Source organism: Pseudomonas sp. H3_C08, from assembly GCF_054669455.1.
The window spans coordinates 5,737,215-5,755,078 of the sequence record NZ_CP162803.1 but is presented as its reverse complement, the minus strand read 5'-3'; the positions used below and the strand labels follow the sequence as shown (position 1 = coordinate 5,755,078).

The window sequence follows — 17,864 nt, the reverse complement described above, 5'->3', positions numbered from 1 at the left end:
AAAAACCGTGTCGATTATGGATTCGGTAAAGCACTTTCAGGTCGGCGTACTTCTCAAGCATCCCACATTCAGTTCCCTCTCCCTCCGGGAGAGGGCTAGGGTGAGGGGCTTTTCTGGTTTAACACTCAGCTGAGTTTGAACCCACCCATCTGCCGCGCCAGATCGTCCGCCAACCTCTGCAACATCTGACAATCCTCACGACACGCCCGAACCTCCCCAGCCGTCGCCCGCGCCAAATCAGAAATCCCCTGCACGTTACGATTGATCTCTTCCGTCACCGCCGACTGCTCTTCGGTCGCCGTCGCCACTTGATGGTTGATGTCACTGATGCGCTCGACCTGCCCGGTAATCGCCGTCAGCGACGCCCCGGTGCGCTGGCTCGACTCAACCCCGGTACCGGTCGCCGCCTGACCGGTGCGCATAGACGACACGGCGTTTTCCGCGCCTTGCTTGAGGCTGCCGATCATTTGCTGGATTTCGTCAGTGGATGCCTGAGTGCGGCGCGCCAAGGTGCGCACTTCATCGGCGACAACTGTAAAGCCGCGACCCATATCACCGGCGCGCGCCGCCTCGATGGCGGCATTAAGTGCCAGCAGGTTGGTCTGCTCGGAAACTCCGCGAATCACCGCCAGCACCGAATCAATCGACGCCACTTGATGCGCCAGCTCGCCGACCGCACCCGCCGCTACGCCAATCTCATCCGACATGCTTTCAATATGCTTGATCGAGCCGCCGACCACTTCCCGCGCCTGCATTGCTTCATCCCGCGCGGTTTGCGAAGCGAGTGCCGCGTTACCAGCGTTCTGCGCAATTTCTTGCACGGTCAGGCCCATTTCGTGAACGGCGGTGGCAACCATGTCAGTCATTTCCTGCTGACGGCCGGAACGTTCGGCGGTGTTCTCCACCACTTTCGCCACTTGCCCCACGGCCGTGCGCAGACGTTCACTGGTGGTCAGCACCTCGCCGATCATCCCGCGCTGGCTATCAAGGAAACGGTTGAAGCCCCGGGCTAGATCGCCCAGCTCATCAGCGCGGCTGGAATCTAACCGGTGGGTCAAATCTCCCCCACCGCTACCGATTGCTACCAGCGCGGCTGTTACCTGGCGAATCGGCCGGACCAAACCTTGCGCCAGCCACACCACCAAGGCCAGGCACACCAGCGCCACCGCAAGGCCGATGCCGCCGCTCATCCACATGGCTTTGCGCGCCTCGGCATAGATCTGCGATTGCGGCACTTCGGCCACCAAGGTCCAGCCCAGATCACGCAGAGGCAGGCTGAAGGCGAGGAAGTCTTCACCCTCCCTTTGGAAGCTGCTGCTCACAGCATTTTTTTGACCCATGACGGCTTGAGCAGCGGAGGCGCCAATCTGCTCCGTCAGCGTGCGTTTGCCGCTGAACTGCGCCTCGGGATGCACCTGGATCAAACCGTCGGAACGCACCAGATAGACCTTGCCGCGCTCACCAAAGCTGAAGTTGTGAATCAGCTCCGACAGCTCTTTCATACTCAAACCGAGCCCGGCCACACCGACCACCTTACCGGCCTGCTCGACCTTCAAATCGATAAACAGCGCCAATTCTCCGGTCGCACCGTCGTTGTCGATATTGAGGGTGCGCGGCTGGTTGCTGTCGAGGAAGGAATAGAACCAGGCATCGGCCGGTTTGGCACGACTGAGGGTGCGATCCAGGCCTTTTTCGGTGATGTAGTGATTGGATTCGGTGCCAATGATCAAAGCAGTGAAGGCTTTATGTTCGGCGCGGATGCCTTCCAGATACTGCGCGAAGCCAGCTGTTTTGCTGCTGTCTTCGCCCGAGGCGAGCCAGTCGCGCACCATCGTGTTGCTGGCAATATCCTTGGCCGCCGTCAGCGGTTGCACAAGGATGCGTTCGATATCGTTGCGCGTCGCTTCAATGCTCGACGGCAGGGCTTGTTCGACCAGATAGCTCTGGGCGAGGCGGTTGACCACCAGGGTATAAATGCCAACCACAATCAGGATACTGACCAGCAGGGCGGTGCCCATGCTGAGAATCAGCTGCCATTGAATACTGCGTCGCCACAACTGCATGGAGCACCCCCAAAGAATAAGTGGCCGAAACAATGCAACAGCCGTGCCGATTGTATACAACCAAGTCGACAATCTATTCTTTGGTTGTGCGCACCTCCATCAACCCTGATTGATGGTCTTGGCGATGGTGTCGACCGTGGCGCTGACTTGCTCTTGGTAACGGTCGAGTTCTTCCTGGTGTTGCTTCTTCATTTCGATCTGCTGCGAGCACAGATTCATCGCCGCCAGCACCAGCAAACGGTCACCGATCAATGTCGGGTATTTGCGCTTGGTGTCATCCAGCGCTGCCTTGAGCATCATGGCCGCGTCCAGCAGGGTCTGCTCTTCCCCGGCCGGTGCCTTGATCGAATAGTCCTCCCCGAGAATGGAGACGACTTTTACCCCTGCTGTATGGTGGTTCATGCGCTGACAGGACCTGCGTTGACGCGATCAACCAGGGCTTGAATGCGTGCAGCGGTGGCGCCGTGCTTTTCTTCCTGCTCCATCAGGTTCAGTTGCAGGCTTTCGTTTTCATCCTTGGCCTGGGCCAGTTCCGTGGACAGGGTCTGGTTGGTTTGCGCGAGTGTCTGGTTCTGTTGCACCAGGTCGCTGACGAGCTGTTCCAATTGGCTGAGGGATGCTTCCAACATTTTGATCTTCCAAGCGTTTTTCAAAGGGCGCGTACGATAAAGAAAAGTCATCACGGATGCCAGGGTTAAACCGGCGCAAAGCCTTGATTTTCCTGGTGGCCGACCGTTCTCGCGAGTTTTAAAGACTGTGATCTGCCGATCTGGTTCCTGCACTTCGTCGCCCCGGCCCCTATGCGACAAATACGCACAGTGCCTCAAGACTTTAGTCGCATGACCGATAAGTCATCCATATCGCAGTCTCAGCCCGCATGGATGCGGCCCTCTCTTGGTATCCGCCCATGTCCCTCCGCAATATGAATATCGCCCCAAGGGCGTTTACCGGCTTTGCCCTGATCGGCGGCCTGATGCTGATTCTGGGCGTTTTCGCCCTGAACCAGATGAGCAAAATCCGCTCAGCGGGCGAGGACATCGCTACGGCCAGCGTGCCGTCGATCAAGGCCCTCGATGAATTCACTCAACTGACGCTGCGTCTGCGAGTGCTGTCGTATCGGTTGCTGATCAACCGCGAACCGGACGTGCAGCAAAAAACCATCGAGCTGTTCGATATGCGCAACCGCCAGATCACCGAGGCGCAGCGTGCCTACGAGCCGCTGATTTCAAGCCCCGACGAACGTACGGCGTACGATCAGTACGTACAACTGCTGGCGCAATACCGTCAGCTCGAAGACCGCATGAAAACCCTGTCGCGCAACAACCAGATCGACGAATTGCGGCAGATGCTCAACAGCGATCTGCTGAGCAACTCTGAAGCGGTAAACACCGCCCTGGCGCGCTTGCTGGAGATCAACACCCAGCAAATCGCCGAGACCGATCAAGGCGCCAAAGATCAGTATTCGATGTCGTTCGATCTGGTGGTCACCCTGCTGGTGATCGCCAGCGGCTTGACCCTGCTCTTCGCCTGGCTGCTGACCGTCAGCATCACCAAGCCGATTTCCAAAGCACTGGACGCTGCGGAAACCATCGCCGAAGGCAACCTGACCCAGCCGATCCACGTTGACGGTGAAGACGAGGCAGGACGTCTGCTGGCAGCGATGGCGAAGATGCAATCGAAACTGCGGGACACCCTGCAACGCATTTCCGGCTCGGCCACTCAGTTGGCTTCAGCGGCTGAAGAGCTGAATAGCGTCACCGACGAAAGCGCGCGTGGCCTGACTCAGCAGAACAACGAGATCGAACAAGCGGCCACTGCGGTCAACGAAATGACCAGCGCCGTAGAAGAAGTCGCCCGCAATGCGGTGAGCACCTCCGAAGCCTCGAAGAACGCCACCACTTCGGCTGGCGACGGTCGTGACCTGGTCCAGGAAACGGTCAGCGCGATCGAACGCATGAGTGCCGATGTACAGAGCACCGCCAGCCTGATCGGCGATCTGGCCAATGAGTCCCGTGACATCGGCAAGGTGCTGGATGTGATCCGGGGTCTGGCCGATCAGACCAACCTGCTGGCGCTGAACGCGGCGATTGAAGCGGCACGTGCCGGTGAAGCCGGGCGTGGTTTTGCCGTGGTGGCGGATGAAGTGCGTGCCCTGGCGCACCGTACTCAGCAGTCGACCAGCGAAATCGAGCGGATGATCGGCAGCATTCAGAGCGGCACCGAACACGCCGTGGATTCGATGCGTAACAGCACCGAGCGTGCCGAGTCGACGCTGAACATTGCTCGAGGTGCCGGCATGTCGCTGGACACCATCAACACCGCCATCGTCGAAATCAACGAGCGCAACCTGGTGATCGCCAGCGCCGCCGAAGAGCAGGCGCAGGTGGCGCGGGAAGTGGATCGTAATCTGGTGAATATTCGTGATCTGTCGGTGCAATCGGCGACTGGGGCGAATCAGACGAGTGCGGCGAGCAATGAACTGTCGCGGTTGGCGCTGGACCTGAACAACATGGTTGGGCGGTTCAGCCTGTAAATTTTGAGATCAAGATCAAAAGCCCCTCACCCCAGCCCTCTCCCAGAGGGAGAGGGGGAAAGGGGGCAGATCTTCGTGTTTTCAAAACCTGAGTTCGACTCAGGATTTTCAGGTCGGTGTAGCTTGAACAAACACCGCGCTCGGTCCCCCTCTCACTCCGGAAGAGGGGGAAAGGGGGCAGATCTTCGTGTTTTTCAAAACCTGAGTTCGACTCGGAATTTCAGGTCGGTGTAGCTTGAACAAACACCGCGCTCGGTCCCCCTCTCACTCCGGAAGAGGGGGAAAGGGGGCAAATCTTCGTGTTTTCAAAACCTGAGTTCGACTCAGGATTTTCAGGTCGGTGTAGCTTGAACAAACACCGCGTTCAGTCCCCTCTCCCTCCGGGAGATGGCTAGGGTGAGGGCAGCAATCGCCAGCCGAACCCAAACCTCGAATCCCCCTGCGTAAAAACCTTTTTGACAGCATCACATTTCAACAGGTTAGAATCGCTGGCACGCAGACTGCATGGTCAGTTTGTGCCCGTCTTTACGCTTCTGGAGTACTGCCTTTGAATGCGACGACCATCAACAGCCTGTTCTTGATCGGCGCGTTGCTGGTAGGTGCAAGCATTCTCGTCAGCTCACTCTCTTCCCGCCTCGGCATTCCGATTCTGGTCATTATTCTTGCGGTCGGCATGGCCGCCGGGGTTGATGGCGGCGGGATCATCTTCGATAACTACCCCACGGCCTATCTGGTCGGCAACCTCGCCCTGGCGGTGATCCTCCTCGACGGCGGTTTGCGCACGCGGGTGTCGAGTTTCCGCGTGGCGTTATGGCCGGCGTTGTCGCTGGCCACGGTCGGGGTGTTGATCACTACCGGGCTGACCGGCATGGCCGCTGCCTGGCTGTTCGATCTCAATCTGATTCAAGGCTTGTTGATCGGTGCCATCGTTGGCTCAACCGACGCCGCAGCGGTGTTCTCGCTGCTCGGCGGCAAAGGCTTGAACGAACGGGTCACCGCCAGCCTGGAAATCGAATCCGGCAGCAACGACCCGATGGCGGTGTTTCTCACCGTGACCCTGATCGATATGCTCGCCAGCGGCCAGACCGGTTTGCACTGGAGCCTGCTGACCCACCTGATCCGCGAGTTCGGCATCGGTGGCGTCATCGGCCTGGGCGGTGGCTGGTTGATGCTGCAACTGGTCAATCGAATCAACCTCGCTGCCGGTCTGTATCCGATTCTGGTGATCGCTGGCGGTCTGGTGGTATTCGCCCTGACCAACGCCCTGCATGGCAGCGGCTTCCTTGCCGTTTACCTGTGCGGTCTGGTGATCGGCAACCGTCCGGTGCGCAGCCGTCACGGCATTCTGCACATGCTCGACGGCATGGCTTGGCTGGCGCAGATCGGCATGTTCCTGGTGCTGGGGCTGCTGGTGACGCCGCACGATTTGCTGCCGATCGCCCTGCCCGCCCTGGGTCTGGCGCTATGGATGATTCTGTTTGCGCGGCCGCTGTCGGTGATGGTCGGCCTGCTGCCGTTCAAGGCGTTCCATGGCCGCGAGAAAGCCTTTATTTCCTGGGTTGGCCTGCGCGGCGCGGTGCCGATCATTCTCGCGGTGTTCCCGCTGATGGCCGGGCTGCCGAACGCGCAGCTGTATTTCAACCTTGCGTTCTTCATCGTGCTGGTGTCACTGCTGGTGCAAGGTACGAGCCTGCCGTGGGTCGCCAAGCTATTGAAGGTGACCGTGCCGCCAGAGCCGGCGCCGATTTCTCGCGCAGCGCTGGAAGTCCACGTCACCAGCGAGTGGGAGCTGTTCGTGTACAAGCTGGGCGCGGAGAAATGGTGCATCGGTTCGCCCCTGCGTGAGCTGAAAATGCCCGAAGGTACGCGCATCGCGGCACTGTTTCGTGGCCAGCAACTGCTCCATCCGTCGGGTAGTACGGTGCTGGAAGTCGATGATTTACTGTGCGTTATCGGCCATGAACACAACCTCGGCGCCCTCGGAAAACTGTTCAGCCAGGCGCCGCAACGCGGCCTCGATCTGCGTTTCTTCGGCGATTTTGTACTCGAAGGAGACGCCCAGCTTAAAGCGGTTGCAGCACTGTATGGCCTGCCGGCCGAGGGCATCGATCCGGACATGACCCTGGGCGCGTTCATTGCCCACAAGGTCGGTGGTGCACCGATCGTTGGCGACCAGGTGGAGTGGAACAACACTCACTGGACGGTTGCGGTCATGGACGGGAACAAGATCGGCAAAGTGGGCGTCAGATTCCCCGAAGGAAGTCGCCCGGGCCCCGGGCTCTTCCTCTAAACTGCGCCCACTATCACTTGTTTGACCGGTCTCTATGCCTACCCTGCGCTCCTTTTTCGCCGCGGCCCTGCTGGGCCTGAGTCTTACTGTCGGCCCGCTGTACGCCGCCGAACCACCGTCCAGCGACGCCGTGCAGGCCAGCCTCGACAAACTCGCCGACAGCAAACTGCCGGATGCCGATAAAAAGAGCCTGCAGACCGTCCTGCAGAACACGCTCAATCAGCTGAACAACCAGCGTGATTACGAACAGAAGCTGATCGATCTCAAGCAGCAGCTGGCCACCGCGCCCAAGCAAACGATTGAAAACACCCGCGAACTGACACGCCTCAAGGCCAACGCCGTGGTGCCGGTGGCGCAGCGTTTTCCCAAGGAGTCGATTCAGCAACTGGAGCAAATCCTCACCGATCGCTCGACCCAGCAAAGTGACCTGCAAAAAGCCCTCGCCGACGCTAACAGCCTGATCATCACCGCGCAGACGCGTCCCGAACGCGCGCAAGCGGAGATATCCGCCAGCCAGACGCGCATCCAGCAGATCAACAACATCCTCAAATCCGGCAAGGACGCGGGTAAAACCGTCACCGCCGAGCAGCGCGACGAGTTGAACGCGGAACTGGCGGCGCTGAATGCGCTGATCCCGCTGCGCCGTCAGGAGCTGGCCGGCAACAGCCAGTTGCAGGATCTGGGCAATGCCCAGCATGACTTGCTATCGGAGAAGTCCGACCGCCTCGACCGCGAGATTCAGGAACTGCAAACCCTGATCAACCAGAAACGTCTGGCGCAGTCGCAGGAAACCGTTACCCAACAGTCGATCGAAGCGCAGAAGGCCGGGAGCAGCAGTCTGCTGGCCATCGAAAGCACGGCGAACCTCAAGCTCTCCGACTACCTGCTCAAAAGCACTGACCGCCTCAACGAAGTCACCCAGCAGAATCTGCAGACCAAACAACAGCTCGACAGCCTGACCCAAAGCGATTCAGCGCTGGACGAGCAGATCAGCGTGCTCAAGGGCAGCCTGCTGCTGTCGAAGATTCTCTATAAGCAGAAACAAGCCCTGCCGCGCCTCAAGGTCGACCGCGATCTGGCCGATCAGATCGCCGACATTCGCTTGTGGCAATTCGACGTCAGCCAGCAGCGTGAGCAACTGAGTAATCCCGCCGCCTATGTCGACAACCTGCTATCCACGCAGCCGCCGGAGCAGGTCACGCCGCAATTGCGCAAAAACCTGCTGGATCTGGCCAACACCCGCGCCGATCTGCTGGAGCGGTTGAACCGCGAACTGAGCGCCATGCTCAACGAGTCGATCACCCTGCAGCTCAACCAGAAACAACTGCTGAGCACCGCGCAGGGTCTGCGTGCGACGCTCGATGAGCAGATGTTCTGGATTCCGAGCAACAAGCCGCTGGATCTGGAATGGATGCGCGCGGTGCCGGAGCGCCTGAAGCGTCAGGTCGACACCCTGCCGTGGGCCTCCAGTCTCAGTGAGCTGACCGACGGCCTGATCCAGCGTCCGTTGCTGTTTCTCCCGCTGGCGCTGTTGATCGGCGCACTGTTATGGCGGCGCAAAAGTCTGTACGGCAGGCTGAACAAGGTTCACCAGGACATCGGTCACTTCAAGCGTGACAGCCAGTGGCACACGCCGCAGGCGATTCTGATCAATATTCTGCTGGCGATGCCGGTCGCGTTGGGCCTGGCCTTGTGTGGTCTGGCGTTGCAGATCGACGCTCGCGGGCAGAACGCCAACATGGGCGCGGCGCTGCTGCAAATGGGCCAGGCATGGCTGGTGTTCTATACCGCTTACCGGATTCTCGCGCCGGGTGGTGTGGCAGAACTGCACTTCCGTTGGGAAAAGCCGCAGGTCGAGTTCCTGCAAGGCTGGATCCGTCGACTGGGCCTGGTGGTCATGGCGCTGGTGACTATTGTCGCCGTGGCCGAACTGCAACCGGCAGCACTGGCAGACGACGTGCTCGGCATGCCGGTGGTGCTGACCTGCTATGCCCTGATGGCCTGGCTGCTCAGTCGCTTGCTGATCAGCAGCCCGGCCCACGAGAACACTTCGCTGTTCCGCAAAGCCGTCGGCGTGATGTTCACCCTGCTGCCGATCGCGTTGTTCGTGGCGGTGTGCTTCGGCTACTACTACACCGCGCTGAAGCTCAGCGACCGGTTGATCAACACCCTGTACCTGCTGATGTTCTGGCTGGTGATCGAAGCCACCTTCGTGCGCGGTCTGAGCGTTGCCGCACGACGTCTGGCCTACCAGCGTGCCCTGGCCAAACGGCAGGCGGCGAAAGAGGCCGGCGACGGCGAAGCGGTGATCGAAGAGCCGGCGCTGGACATCGAAAAGGTCAACGAACAGTCCCTGCGCCTGATCCGTCTGGCCCTGCTCGGCGGCTTCATCGCGGCGCTGTACTGGGTCTGGTCCGATCTGATTTCGGTGTTCTCGTACCTCGACAACATCACCCTCTACGAGTACACCAGCGGCACCGGCGCCAACATGAGCATGGTGCCAATCAGCATCGGCGACATGCTTGGTGCACTGATCATCATCGGCATCACTTTCGCCCTCGCGCGCAACTTGCCCGGCCTGCTCGAAGTATTCGTGCTGTCCAAGCTCAATCTGGCTCAGGGCAGTGCCTACGCAACCACGACGTTGCTGTCGTATGTGATCGCCGGTGTCGGCTTCGTCTCGACCCTGTCGACCCTCGGCGTGAGTTGGGACAAGTTGCAATGGCTGGTGGCGGCGCTGTCGGTCGGCCTCGGTTTCGGTATGCAGGAGATCTTTGCGAACTTCATCTCCGGCATCATGATTCTTTTCGAACGCCCGGTGCGGATCGGTGACACCATCACCATCGGCAACCTGTCGGGCACGGTGAGCAAGATCCGCATCCGCGCCACGACCATCACCGACTTCGACCGCAAGGACATCATTGTCCCGAACAAGACGTTCATTACCGGGCAACTGATCAACTGGTCGCTGACCGACACCATCACCCGCGTCACGCTGAAACTTGGCGTCGACTACGGCTCCGATCTGGATCTGGTCAAGGAGCTGCTGCTCAAGGCTGCCCGCGAAAACCCGCGTGTACTCAAAGAGCCTGAGCCGCATGTGTACTTCCTCAACTTCGGCGAAAGCACCCTCGACCACGAGTTGCGCATGCACGTGCGCGACCTCGGTGACCGCAACCCGGTGCTTGATGAGGTCAACCGCTTCATCAACCGCGAGTTCAAGAAGCAGCACATCAACATCTCGTTCCGCCAGATGGAGGTGTACCTGAAGAACCTTCAGGGCCAGGAATACAAGATGGTGCCGATCGAGCCGGAAACGAAAACCATCGTGCCGGTCGCCGACGATCAGAAACCGCTGCAAGAGCCACCGCCGGCCAAACTCGACTAACCGGTCTATTCCCAGCAGAATGCTCGGACATTCTGCTGGAGCCGGCCCTTGAAAGCCCTCGACGAACTGACCTTCGACAATCGCTTCGCCCGCCTGGGCGACGCGTTCTCCGCCCACGTGCTGCCCGAGCCGATCGATAATCCGCGTCTGGTCGTCGCCAGCCCGGCGGCGCTGGCCTTGCTGGATCTCAACCCGGCGACCGCCGAAACCAACGAATTTGCCGAACTGTTTGGTGGCCACAAGCTGTGGGCCGATGCCGAACCACGGGCGATGGTTTACTCCGGGCATCAGTTCGGTGGCTACACGCCGCAACTGGGTGACGGTCGGGGCTTGCTGCTCGGCGAGGTCTACAACACTGCCGGCGAGCATTGGGACTTGCACCTCAAGGGCGCCGGGCAGACGCCGTTTTCGCGCATGGGTGATGGCCGTGCGGTGCTGCGTTCGTCGATCCGCGAATTCCTTGCTTCCGAAGCGTTGTACGCGTTGAACATTCCTTCATCGCGCGCGGCTTGCGTGATCGGCTCCGACACCCCGGTCTGGCGCGAAAAGCAGGAACGCGCAGCGATGGTGCTGCGTCTGGCGCCGAGCCATATCCGCTTCGGTCATTTCGAATACTTCTATTACACCAAGCGCCCCGAGCAGCAGAAGCAGCTAGGCGAACACGTTCTGGCGATGCATTTCCCTGAGTGCCTGGAACAGCCGGAACCGTATCTGGCGATGTTCCGCGAGATCGTCGAGCGCAACGCCGAACTGATCGCCAAGTGGCAGGCCTATGGCTTCTGTCACGGCGTGATGAACACCGACAACATGTCGATCCTCGGCATCACCTTCGACTTCGGCCCGTTCGCTTTTCTCGACGATTTCGACGCCAACTTCATCTGCAACCACTCGGATGATCAAGGGCGCTACTCGTTCAGCAATCAGGTGCCGGTTGGCCAGTGGAACCTCAGCGCGCTGGCGCAGGCACTGACGCCGTTCATTAGCGTCGAAGCCCTGCGCGAAACCCTCGGCCTGTACTTGCCGCTGTTTCAGGCGCATTACCTCGACCTGATGCGCCGCCGTTTAGGCTTCACCACAGCTGAAGATGACGACCAAACACTGCTGGAAAATCTGCTGCAACTGATGCAGAACAGCGGCGTTGATTACACGCTGTTTTTCCGCCGACTCGGTGAAGAGTCCGCCGTAGAAGCCATTGCCCGTTTGCGCGACGATTTCGTCGACATCAAGGGTTTTGATGCCTGGGGTGAACGCTACGTCGCCCGGGTTGCCCGCGATGGCGATGCTGATCAAACGCAGCGCCAAGCGCGGATGCATGCGGTCAATCCGCTATACATCCTGCGCAACTATCTGGCGCAAAAAGCCATTGATGCGGCAGAGCAAGGGGATTACTCGGAGGTACGCCGGTTGCATGCGGTGCTGAGCAAACCGTTTGAGGAGCAGCCGGGGATGGAGGCTTATGCCGAGCGGCCACCGGAGTGGGGCAAGCATTTGGAGATCAGTTGTTCTTCCTGAGTGCCAGCGCCTCATCTTGATAAACAGTTCGTACGGCTCCAGATAAGTCGTACGAAACGCTGAACGCCAACGAGCCGAATATGACTGACCCACTCCTCATCCCCTGCCCCTCCTGCAACGGCCTCAACCGCATCCCTGCCGAGCGCCTTGCGGATCAACCCAAGTGCGGACGCTGCAAATCCGCCGTGCTGCTGAACAAACCCTTCGAACTCAAGCAAGGCGATTACGCCAGCCAGATCAAGGGTGATCTGCCGTTGCTGGTGGATGTCTGGGCGCAATGGTGTGGGCCGTGCAAGTCGTTTGCGCCGGTGTTCGAGCAGGCGGCGGCGCAGCTGGCCGGCAAGTGCCGCTTGGCCAAGCTTGATAGCGAGGCCAATCAACAGTTGTCGGCGCAGTTGGGGATTCGCTCGATTCCGAGTCTGATTCTGTTCAAGAACGGCCGGGAAGTGGCGCGGCAGAGTGGTGCGTTGCCGTTGCCGCAGTTGATGGCGTGGCTGCGTAGCCAAGGGATCTGACACACCCCACCCCCTGTGGGAGCGAGCTTGCTCGCGAAAGCGGTGGATCAGTTAACGAAGATGTCTACTGAACTGACGCATTCGCGAGCAAGCTCGCTCCCACAGGTGTTCATGGATAGCTCAAGGGATCAGTGATCTTCGAGCAAGTTGTGCAGTTCGACGAACTGCTGGGTCAGCTTGTGCCGGGGATCGAGGTGGATCAGCGGCATGCTGGCCTGATGCGATTCGCGCATGCGCACCGAACTGGTCAGGTACACCGGCAGCACCGGTAGACCTTCGGCAATCAGCTCATCGAGGATCTGCTGTGGCAGGCTCGCCCGGGCCTGGAACTGGTTGACCACAATGCCTTCGACTTCCAGGCCTTCGTTGTGGTCGTCCTTCAACTCCTCGATCTCCGCGATCAGCCCGTACAGCGCCTGACGGGAAAAGCTGTCGCAATCGAAAGGGATCAGCACGCGATCGGCAGCAATCAACGCCGATACTGCATAAAAATTCAGCGCCGGCGGCGTATCAAGGTAAATCCGGTCGTAATCCTCAGACAACTCATCGAGCAACTTACGCAGTTTGTTGATCTTGTGCTTGGCCTCAAGCTTGGGCTGCAGGTCGGCCAGCTCCGCCGTGGCGGTGATGATGTGGAGGTTGTCGAACGGGGTTTCGTAGATGTCCGCCTGATTCTTCTTCGAGAACGGCCCGGAAGACAGGGTCTGCTTGAAGAAGTCGGCAATACCCATCGGAATGTCATCGCCGGTGAGCCCGGTCAGATACTGAGTGGAGTTGGCCTGGGCATCGAGATCGACCAACAGCGTGCGATAACCCTCACTGGCGCTGACCGCCGCCAGATTGCAGGCAATGCTGGACTTGCCTACCCCACCTTTCTGATTGAACACCACGCGCCGCATGACAAAACCTCCGTGTATCAAAGAATGACCGAGTGTAGATGCGCGTGACCTCGCTTCGCTACCTTCATGGACATGGACTACAGAGTCAGGTGCAAATATCCGCGGACAGATAGCGCAATAACCGCCATTGATCGCCGCGATCCCCGACAGACAAACTGCTGGGAATCTGGATAATGGCAAAGTGACAGCTCTCTTGCGAACCGTTCGGTACATTTCGTTGCGCAAAATGTAACCAGCATTTGCTACACACTCGTCGCACCGGGATAATGCGCGCCACCCGGCGCCAAGCGCCACGTCAAGCCTGCTGCGGCTTTGGCGATTCAACGCGTCAACAAAAGCCTGCAGGGGCGGGATGAATGTCCGTGATCAACTTCAACATCGCCCAATGGCGCGCGTGGGCCCCTGGCCTCGACAGCGTGGACGCCTGGCAGGCCTGGAGCCGACAACCGGTCGTACTCCAGCGCAGTGATGCCGCGCCCGATGTGTCGTTTTTGCCGGCCATGCGGCGCCGCCGCCTCAGTCGTCTGGCACGCATGGCGTTCAGCGTTGGCTGGCCCCTGGCCGACGGGCGGGACAGCCTGCCGCTGGTGTTCGTCTCGCGCCACGGTGAAACCCCACGGACTTACGACATCCTCAGTGATCTGGCGACCGAACAGCCGCTGTCGCCGACCCAGTTCAGCCTGTCCGTGCACAACGCGATCATCGGTCTGTGGTCGATCATGCGTGGCGAAACCAGCGAAATGACCGCCCTCGCCGCGGCCGGCGACGGCCTTGAGCACGGCATGCTCGAAGCGGCGGCGCTGCTCAATGAAGGCGCCCCGGCGGTGTTGCTGGTGATCACCGAAGAACAACCACCCGAAGCCTATTCAGCGTGGATCGACGATGTGCCGTTTCCCTACGCGCTCGGTCTTTTGCTCACCCCCGGTACCGACTGGCGGCTGACCCTGAACAGCGTCACAGAAACACGGTCAAAAGCGCACTGGCCCCACGCGCTCAATCTGTTGCAAAACCTGCTCGGCCAGCAAACCCATTGCCAACATGCCTGGAAAAATCGTGTATGGACCTGGCAACGCAACCCGTGACCGAAAAAAACCGCGATGCCTATTACTGGCGCCTGCTGGCCACCGCCGCAAGCTTTACCCTGTTCGGGCTAGGCGGGCTGTGCCTGCGTTTGCTGGTGTTTCCGCTATTGGCTTGCCTGCCCGGTGACGCCGTTGTGCATCGCCAACGCGCGCGGCAGACCGTCAGCCGGCTGTTCTGGTTTTTCGTCCGGTTCATGGCCCGCACCGGTGTGCTGACCTATGACATTCAGGGCGCCGAACGTCTCGGTCGACCCGGACAGATGATCATCGCCAATCACCCGTCGCTGATCGACGTGGTGTTCCTCATCGGTCTGGTGCGCCAGGCCAATTGCGTGGTGAAGAAAAGCCTGTGGGAAAACCCCTTCACCCGTGGCCCGTTGCGCCGCACCGAATACATCAGTAATGACGGCAGCATGGACATGCTCGATGCCGCCGCCCAATCCCTGCAAAACGGCCAGACCCTGATCATCTTTCCCGAAGGCACGCGCACCCAGCCGGGCCAGGCGCCGGCCTTTCATCGGGGCGCTGCGGCGATTGCCCTGCGCGGTGCGAAAATCCTCACGCCGGTGATTATCAAGGTCAGCCCGACCACATTGACCAAAGCCGAACCGTGGTACCGGATCCCCAGCCGCCGTGTGCACTTCAGTTTTCGCGTCGGGGCCGATATAGACCCACAAGCCTTCGCCGCGCAAGGCCCTGCACCGCAAGCCTCGCGCAAGCTCAACGATTATTTGCACTCATATTTCATTAAGGAGCTCGCCGAAGATGAGCGATCTGAACACCCCTAGCCTGGTGCGTGACATCAAACTGCTGATCATCGACGCCCTCGGCCTCGAAGACATCAGCGTCGACGACATCGAAGACGAGCAAACACTGTTCGGCGAAGGCCTGGGCCTGGATTCCGTCGACGCGCTGGAACTGGGTCTGGCCATCCAGAAAAAATACGGCATCAAGATCGACGCCGACGCCAAAGACACCCGTAACCATTTCACCAACGTGGCCAGCCTTGCGGCGTTCGTCACGGCAAAACAGGCAGCTTGAGACCGGACCATGCAAACTCGTGACGATATTTTCAACACCCTGCGCGATGCCTTGGTCGAGCTGTTCGAACTGGATCCGGCCCGTGTGAGCCTGGACTCCAACCTGTATCAGGATCTGGAAATCGACAGCATCGACGCGGTCGATCTGATCGATCACATCAAACGCCAGACCGGCAAGAAAATCGCCGCCGAAGAATTCAAATCGGTGCGCACTGTCGGTGACGTGGTCGAGGCGGTTTACCGTCTGGTTCAACCGGCCGCATGAGCCGATTGATCGGCCTGGGCCTGCTGCTGGCCGGTCTGCTGTACCCCTTTGCGGTGTATTTCGGCATGGAGCATTTTGCCCCGTGGCAGTTCGGTCTGCTGCTGGGCAGCCTTTGGCTGGCGCGGGCACTGACTGGCGAGCGCAAACCCGGCAGCCTGTGGATGGCCTGTGTGGCGATCGCCTTTTGCCTGCTGCTGGCGCTGTTCGACAGTCCGCTGTTGCTGCGTTGGTACCCGGTGCTGATCAGCGGCTTCATGCTAGTGCTGTTCAGCCTGAGCCTGAAATACGGCCCGCCGATGGTCGAGCGCCTGGCGCGCTTGCGTGAGCCAGAGCTGCCGGACATCGCGATCCGCTATACACGCAAGGTCACCTTGGCCTGGAGCGTGTTTTTCTTCTGCAACGGTTTATGCGCCGCCCTGCTGACCCTGTGGGCGCCGCTGAATTGGTGGATGTTGTACACCGGCCTGATCTCCTATGGATTGATCGGCCTGATGTTTGCCATTGAATGGCTGATACGACAACGGGTAAGAGGCCGTACATGAACTGGATAAAACTTGAGCAGTTGTTGCTCAAGCCTGTGCCGGCGCGGGTGATCAGCCACGCACCGGCCCTCGATCACGCGCAGCTGTGCGAACAGGCCCTGAGCGTTGCCGCCGGCCTGCAAGCTCAGGGCGTGAAGCGCCTGGCTGTGCACCTGGAAGATGCTGCCGAACTGGCCATCGCCTTGCTGGGTGCATGGCGTGCAGGCGTGAGTGTTCTGCTGCCCTCGGACCTGCAAGCGCAAACCCGCCAGCGCTGGTCGGCTGAGGTCGATCTGTGGCTGACGGATCAAACCGATGACGCGCAACTGAGCGACGTTCAGCAGCCATCACTAGCAGGTGCCGCACTGGACCTCGACCAGTGCCGTCTGAGCCTGTGCACGTCCGGCTCCAGCGGCGAGCCCAAGCGCATCGACAAAACCCTGCGCCAACTGGCCAACGAGGTCGAAGCACTGGAACAGTTGTGGGGCGCGGATCTCGGTGAGGCCTGCATCATCGGCAGCGTCGCCACCCAGCATATTTACGGTTTGCTGTTTCGCGTGCTGTGGCCGCTGTGTGCCGGGCGCCCGTTTGTGCGCAAGCAACTGGCGTTCCCCGAAGACTTGCAGCGTGCCAGCCGCAAATATCCAGCCTTTGCGTGGGTGGCCAGCCCGGCGTTACTCAAACGCATGGGCGACAACCTCGACTGGCCGGCCCTGAGCGCCGTGCGCCGGGTGTTTTCCTCCGGCGGTGCGTTGCCGGTCGAAGCTGCGCAAAGTCTGCAGCAACGCTTGCAGCAATGGCCGACGGAAATCCTCGGCAGCTCGGAAACCGGCGGCATTGCCTGGCGTCAGGGCCAACTACTGTGGCAACCGTTCGCCGGTGTCCAACTGAGCCAGGACAGCGACGGCGCCCTGCTGATCGCCTCACCTTACTTGCCTGCCGGGCACGTCGAGCACACCGCTGACGCCGCGCGCATCGGCATCGATGGCCGCTTCGAACTGCTCGGACGGCTGGACCGGATCGTCAAACTGGAAGAAAAACGCATCTCGCTGCCCATGCTTGAGCAAGCCTTGGTTGACCACGACTGGGTCGCCGAAGCGCGCTTGGGCGTGGTCCAGGAAAATCGCGCCTCTCTCGGTGCTCTACTGGTGCTCAGCGAGGCCGGCCTGTTTGCCTTGCGTGAGCACGGTCGCCGCAGCCTGACCGAAACCCTGCGCCAGCATTTGCGCCAACACTGTGAAGCCCTGGCTTTACCGCGACGTTGGCGGCTGGTGCGGCAATTACCGTTGAACAGCCAAGGCAAACTGCCGCAGGCCGATATCGAAGCGCTGCTGATGGCCCCGCGAGCGAAAGCGCCCGAAGTGCTGGAACAGGTCGAGACCACTGGCGAGTGGAGCCTGCAACTGAGCGTGCCCCCGGACCTGGCCTATTTCAGCGGCCACTTTCCTAAAGCCCCGGTATTGCCTGGCGTGGTGCAGGTGGAATGGGCACTGAACCTCGGTCGCCAACTGCTCAATCTGACCGGTCCGTTTGCCGGGATGGAAGTGCTGAAGTTCCAGCAATTGGTGCGGCCTGGGGATGAAATTCAGCTGCACCTGCGCTTTGATCCGGAGCGCGGCAAATTGTATTTCGCTTATCGCAATGACACGGCGACCTGTTCCAGTGGGCGGATTCTTTTGGGTGTAGAGCATGGTTGACCTTGGTGAGTGCTGCGCACTCAATCGCGAGCAGGCTCACTCCTACAGGGATCGCGGTC

15 protein-coding genes and 2 pseudogenes are annotated in these 17,864 nt (G+C 60.1%); 12 read left to right on the top strand and 5 right to left on the bottom strand.

The genetic code is table 11. The features are described from left to right. Positions 1-125: 125 nt before the first annotated feature. The 4 genes and pseudogenes from AB4N74_RS26265 to AB4N74_RS26250 form a co-directional block, all read right to left on the bottom strand. Positions 126-833 carry a methyl-accepting chemotaxis protein gene (locus AB4N74_RS26265; protein WP_460101235.1) on the bottom strand — a complete coding sequence of 236 codons (708 nt, stop codon included), beginning with the start codon at positions 831-833 and terminating at the stop codon, positions 126-128. A gap of 207 nt (positions 834-1,040) precedes the next feature. Beyond that, positions 1,041-2,018, bottom strand: a pseudogene (locus AB4N74_RS26260) (cache domain-containing protein); the annotation flags it as partial. 144 nt (positions 2,019-2,162) lie between these two features. Beyond that, on the bottom strand, positions 2,163-2,465 hold the full coding sequence (locus AB4N74_RS26255) for a cell division protein ZapA (RefSeq protein WP_016987569.1): 303 nt from the start codon (positions 2,463-2,465) through the stop codon (positions 2,163-2,165). After that, positions 2,462-2,692 carry a hypothetical protein gene (locus tag AB4N74_RS26250; protein WP_007909525.1) on the bottom strand — a complete coding sequence of 77 codons (231 nt, stop codon included), beginning with the start codon at positions 2,690-2,692 and terminating at the stop codon, positions 2,462-2,464. Before AB4N74_RS26250 ends, AB4N74_RS26255 begins: the two co-directional genes overlap by 4 nt. Positions 2,693-2,940: 248 nt before the next feature. Here AB4N74_RS26250 and AB4N74_RS26245 point away from each other — a divergent pair. From AB4N74_RS26245 to trxC, 6 genes and pseudogenes are all read left to right on the top strand, one after another. Next, positions 2,941-3,693: pseudogene (locus AB4N74_RS26245) on the top strand (MCP four helix bundle domain-containing protein); the annotation flags it as partial. A gap of 30 nt (positions 3,694-3,723) precedes the next feature. Further along, positions 3,724-4,596 carry a methyl-accepting chemotaxis protein gene (locus AB4N74_RS26240; protein ID WP_371042268.1) on the top strand — a complete coding sequence of 291 codons (873 nt, stop codon included), beginning with the start codon at positions 3,724-3,726 and terminating at the stop codon, positions 4,594-4,596. 547 nt (positions 4,597-5,143) lie between these two features. Further along, a complete protein-coding gene (locus tag AB4N74_RS26235; RefSeq protein ID WP_007909521.1) occupies positions 5,144-6,886 on the top strand; it encodes a potassium/proton antiporter in 1,743 nt (580 codons plus the stop codon). 34 nt (positions 6,887-6,920) lie between these two features. Next, positions 6,921-10,274 (top strand): mechanosensitive channel MscK, encoded by a 3,354-nt coding sequence (mscK, locus tag AB4N74_RS26230; protein ID WP_460097684.1) that lies wholly within the window; start codon positions 6,921-6,923, stop codon positions 10,272-10,274. A gap of 48 nt (positions 10,275-10,322) precedes the next feature. Beyond that, on the top strand, positions 10,323-11,786 hold the full coding sequence (selO, locus tag AB4N74_RS26225; protein ID WP_116255751.1) for a protein adenylyltransferase SelO: 1,464 nt from the start codon (positions 10,323-10,325) through the stop codon (positions 11,784-11,786). 80 nt (positions 11,787-11,866) lie between these two features. Beyond that, positions 11,867-12,301: a thioredoxin TrxC gene (gene trxC / locus AB4N74_RS26220; RefSeq protein WP_099757797.1), complete on the top strand. Its 435-nt coding sequence runs from the start codon at positions 11,867-11,869 to the stop codon at positions 12,299-12,301. 128 nt (positions 12,302-12,429) lie between these two features. Here trxC and AB4N74_RS26215 read toward each other — a convergent pair whose 3' ends face one another. Continuing rightward, positions 12,430-13,200 carry a ParA family protein gene (locus AB4N74_RS26215; RefSeq protein WP_034152927.1) on the bottom strand — a complete coding sequence of 257 codons (771 nt, stop codon included), beginning with the start codon at positions 13,198-13,200 and terminating at the stop codon, positions 12,430-12,432. A gap of 356 nt (positions 13,201-13,556) precedes the next feature. On the opposite strand from AB4N74_RS26215, the gene AB4N74_RS26210 reads away from it, so the two are divergent. From AB4N74_RS26210 to AB4N74_RS26185, 6 genes are read left to right on the top strand one after another with little or no spacing between them, the layout of a single operon-like run. After that, the gene (locus tag AB4N74_RS26210; protein WP_460097682.1) at positions 13,557-14,282 is read left to right on the top strand and encodes a beta-ketoacyl synthase chain length factor; all 726 of its coding nucleotides are present in this window, start codon (positions 13,557-13,559) and stop codon (positions 14,280-14,282) included. Next, a complete protein-coding gene (locus AB4N74_RS26205) occupies positions 14,258-15,070 on the top strand; it encodes a lysophospholipid acyltransferase family protein (protein ID WP_093430105.1) in 813 nt (270 codons plus the stop codon). The genes AB4N74_RS26210 and AB4N74_RS26205 overlap by 25 nt, the downstream gene beginning before the upstream one ends. Then, entirely contained in the window at positions 15,048-15,323 is a 276-nt protein-coding gene (locus tag AB4N74_RS26200; protein WP_093430104.1) for a phosphopantetheine-binding protein, read from the top strand. Before AB4N74_RS26205 ends, AB4N74_RS26200 begins: the two co-directional genes overlap by 23 nt. Before the next feature lie 9 nt (positions 15,324-15,332). Then, a complete protein-coding gene (locus AB4N74_RS26195; RefSeq protein WP_064388843.1) occupies positions 15,333-15,587 on the top strand; it encodes an acyl carrier protein in 255 nt (84 codons plus the stop codon). Further along, positions 15,584-16,129: a COG4648 family protein gene (locus AB4N74_RS26190; protein ID WP_460097680.1), complete on the top strand. Its 546-nt coding sequence runs from the start codon at positions 15,584-15,586 to the stop codon at positions 16,127-16,129. The genes AB4N74_RS26195 and AB4N74_RS26190 overlap by 4 nt, the downstream gene beginning before the upstream one ends. Further along, entirely contained in the window at positions 16,126-17,805 is a 1,680-nt protein-coding gene (locus AB4N74_RS26185; protein ID WP_460097678.1) for an AMP-binding protein, read from the top strand. The genes AB4N74_RS26190 and AB4N74_RS26185 overlap by 4 nt, the downstream gene beginning before the upstream one ends. Positions 17,806-17,864: the final 59 nt, after the last annotated feature.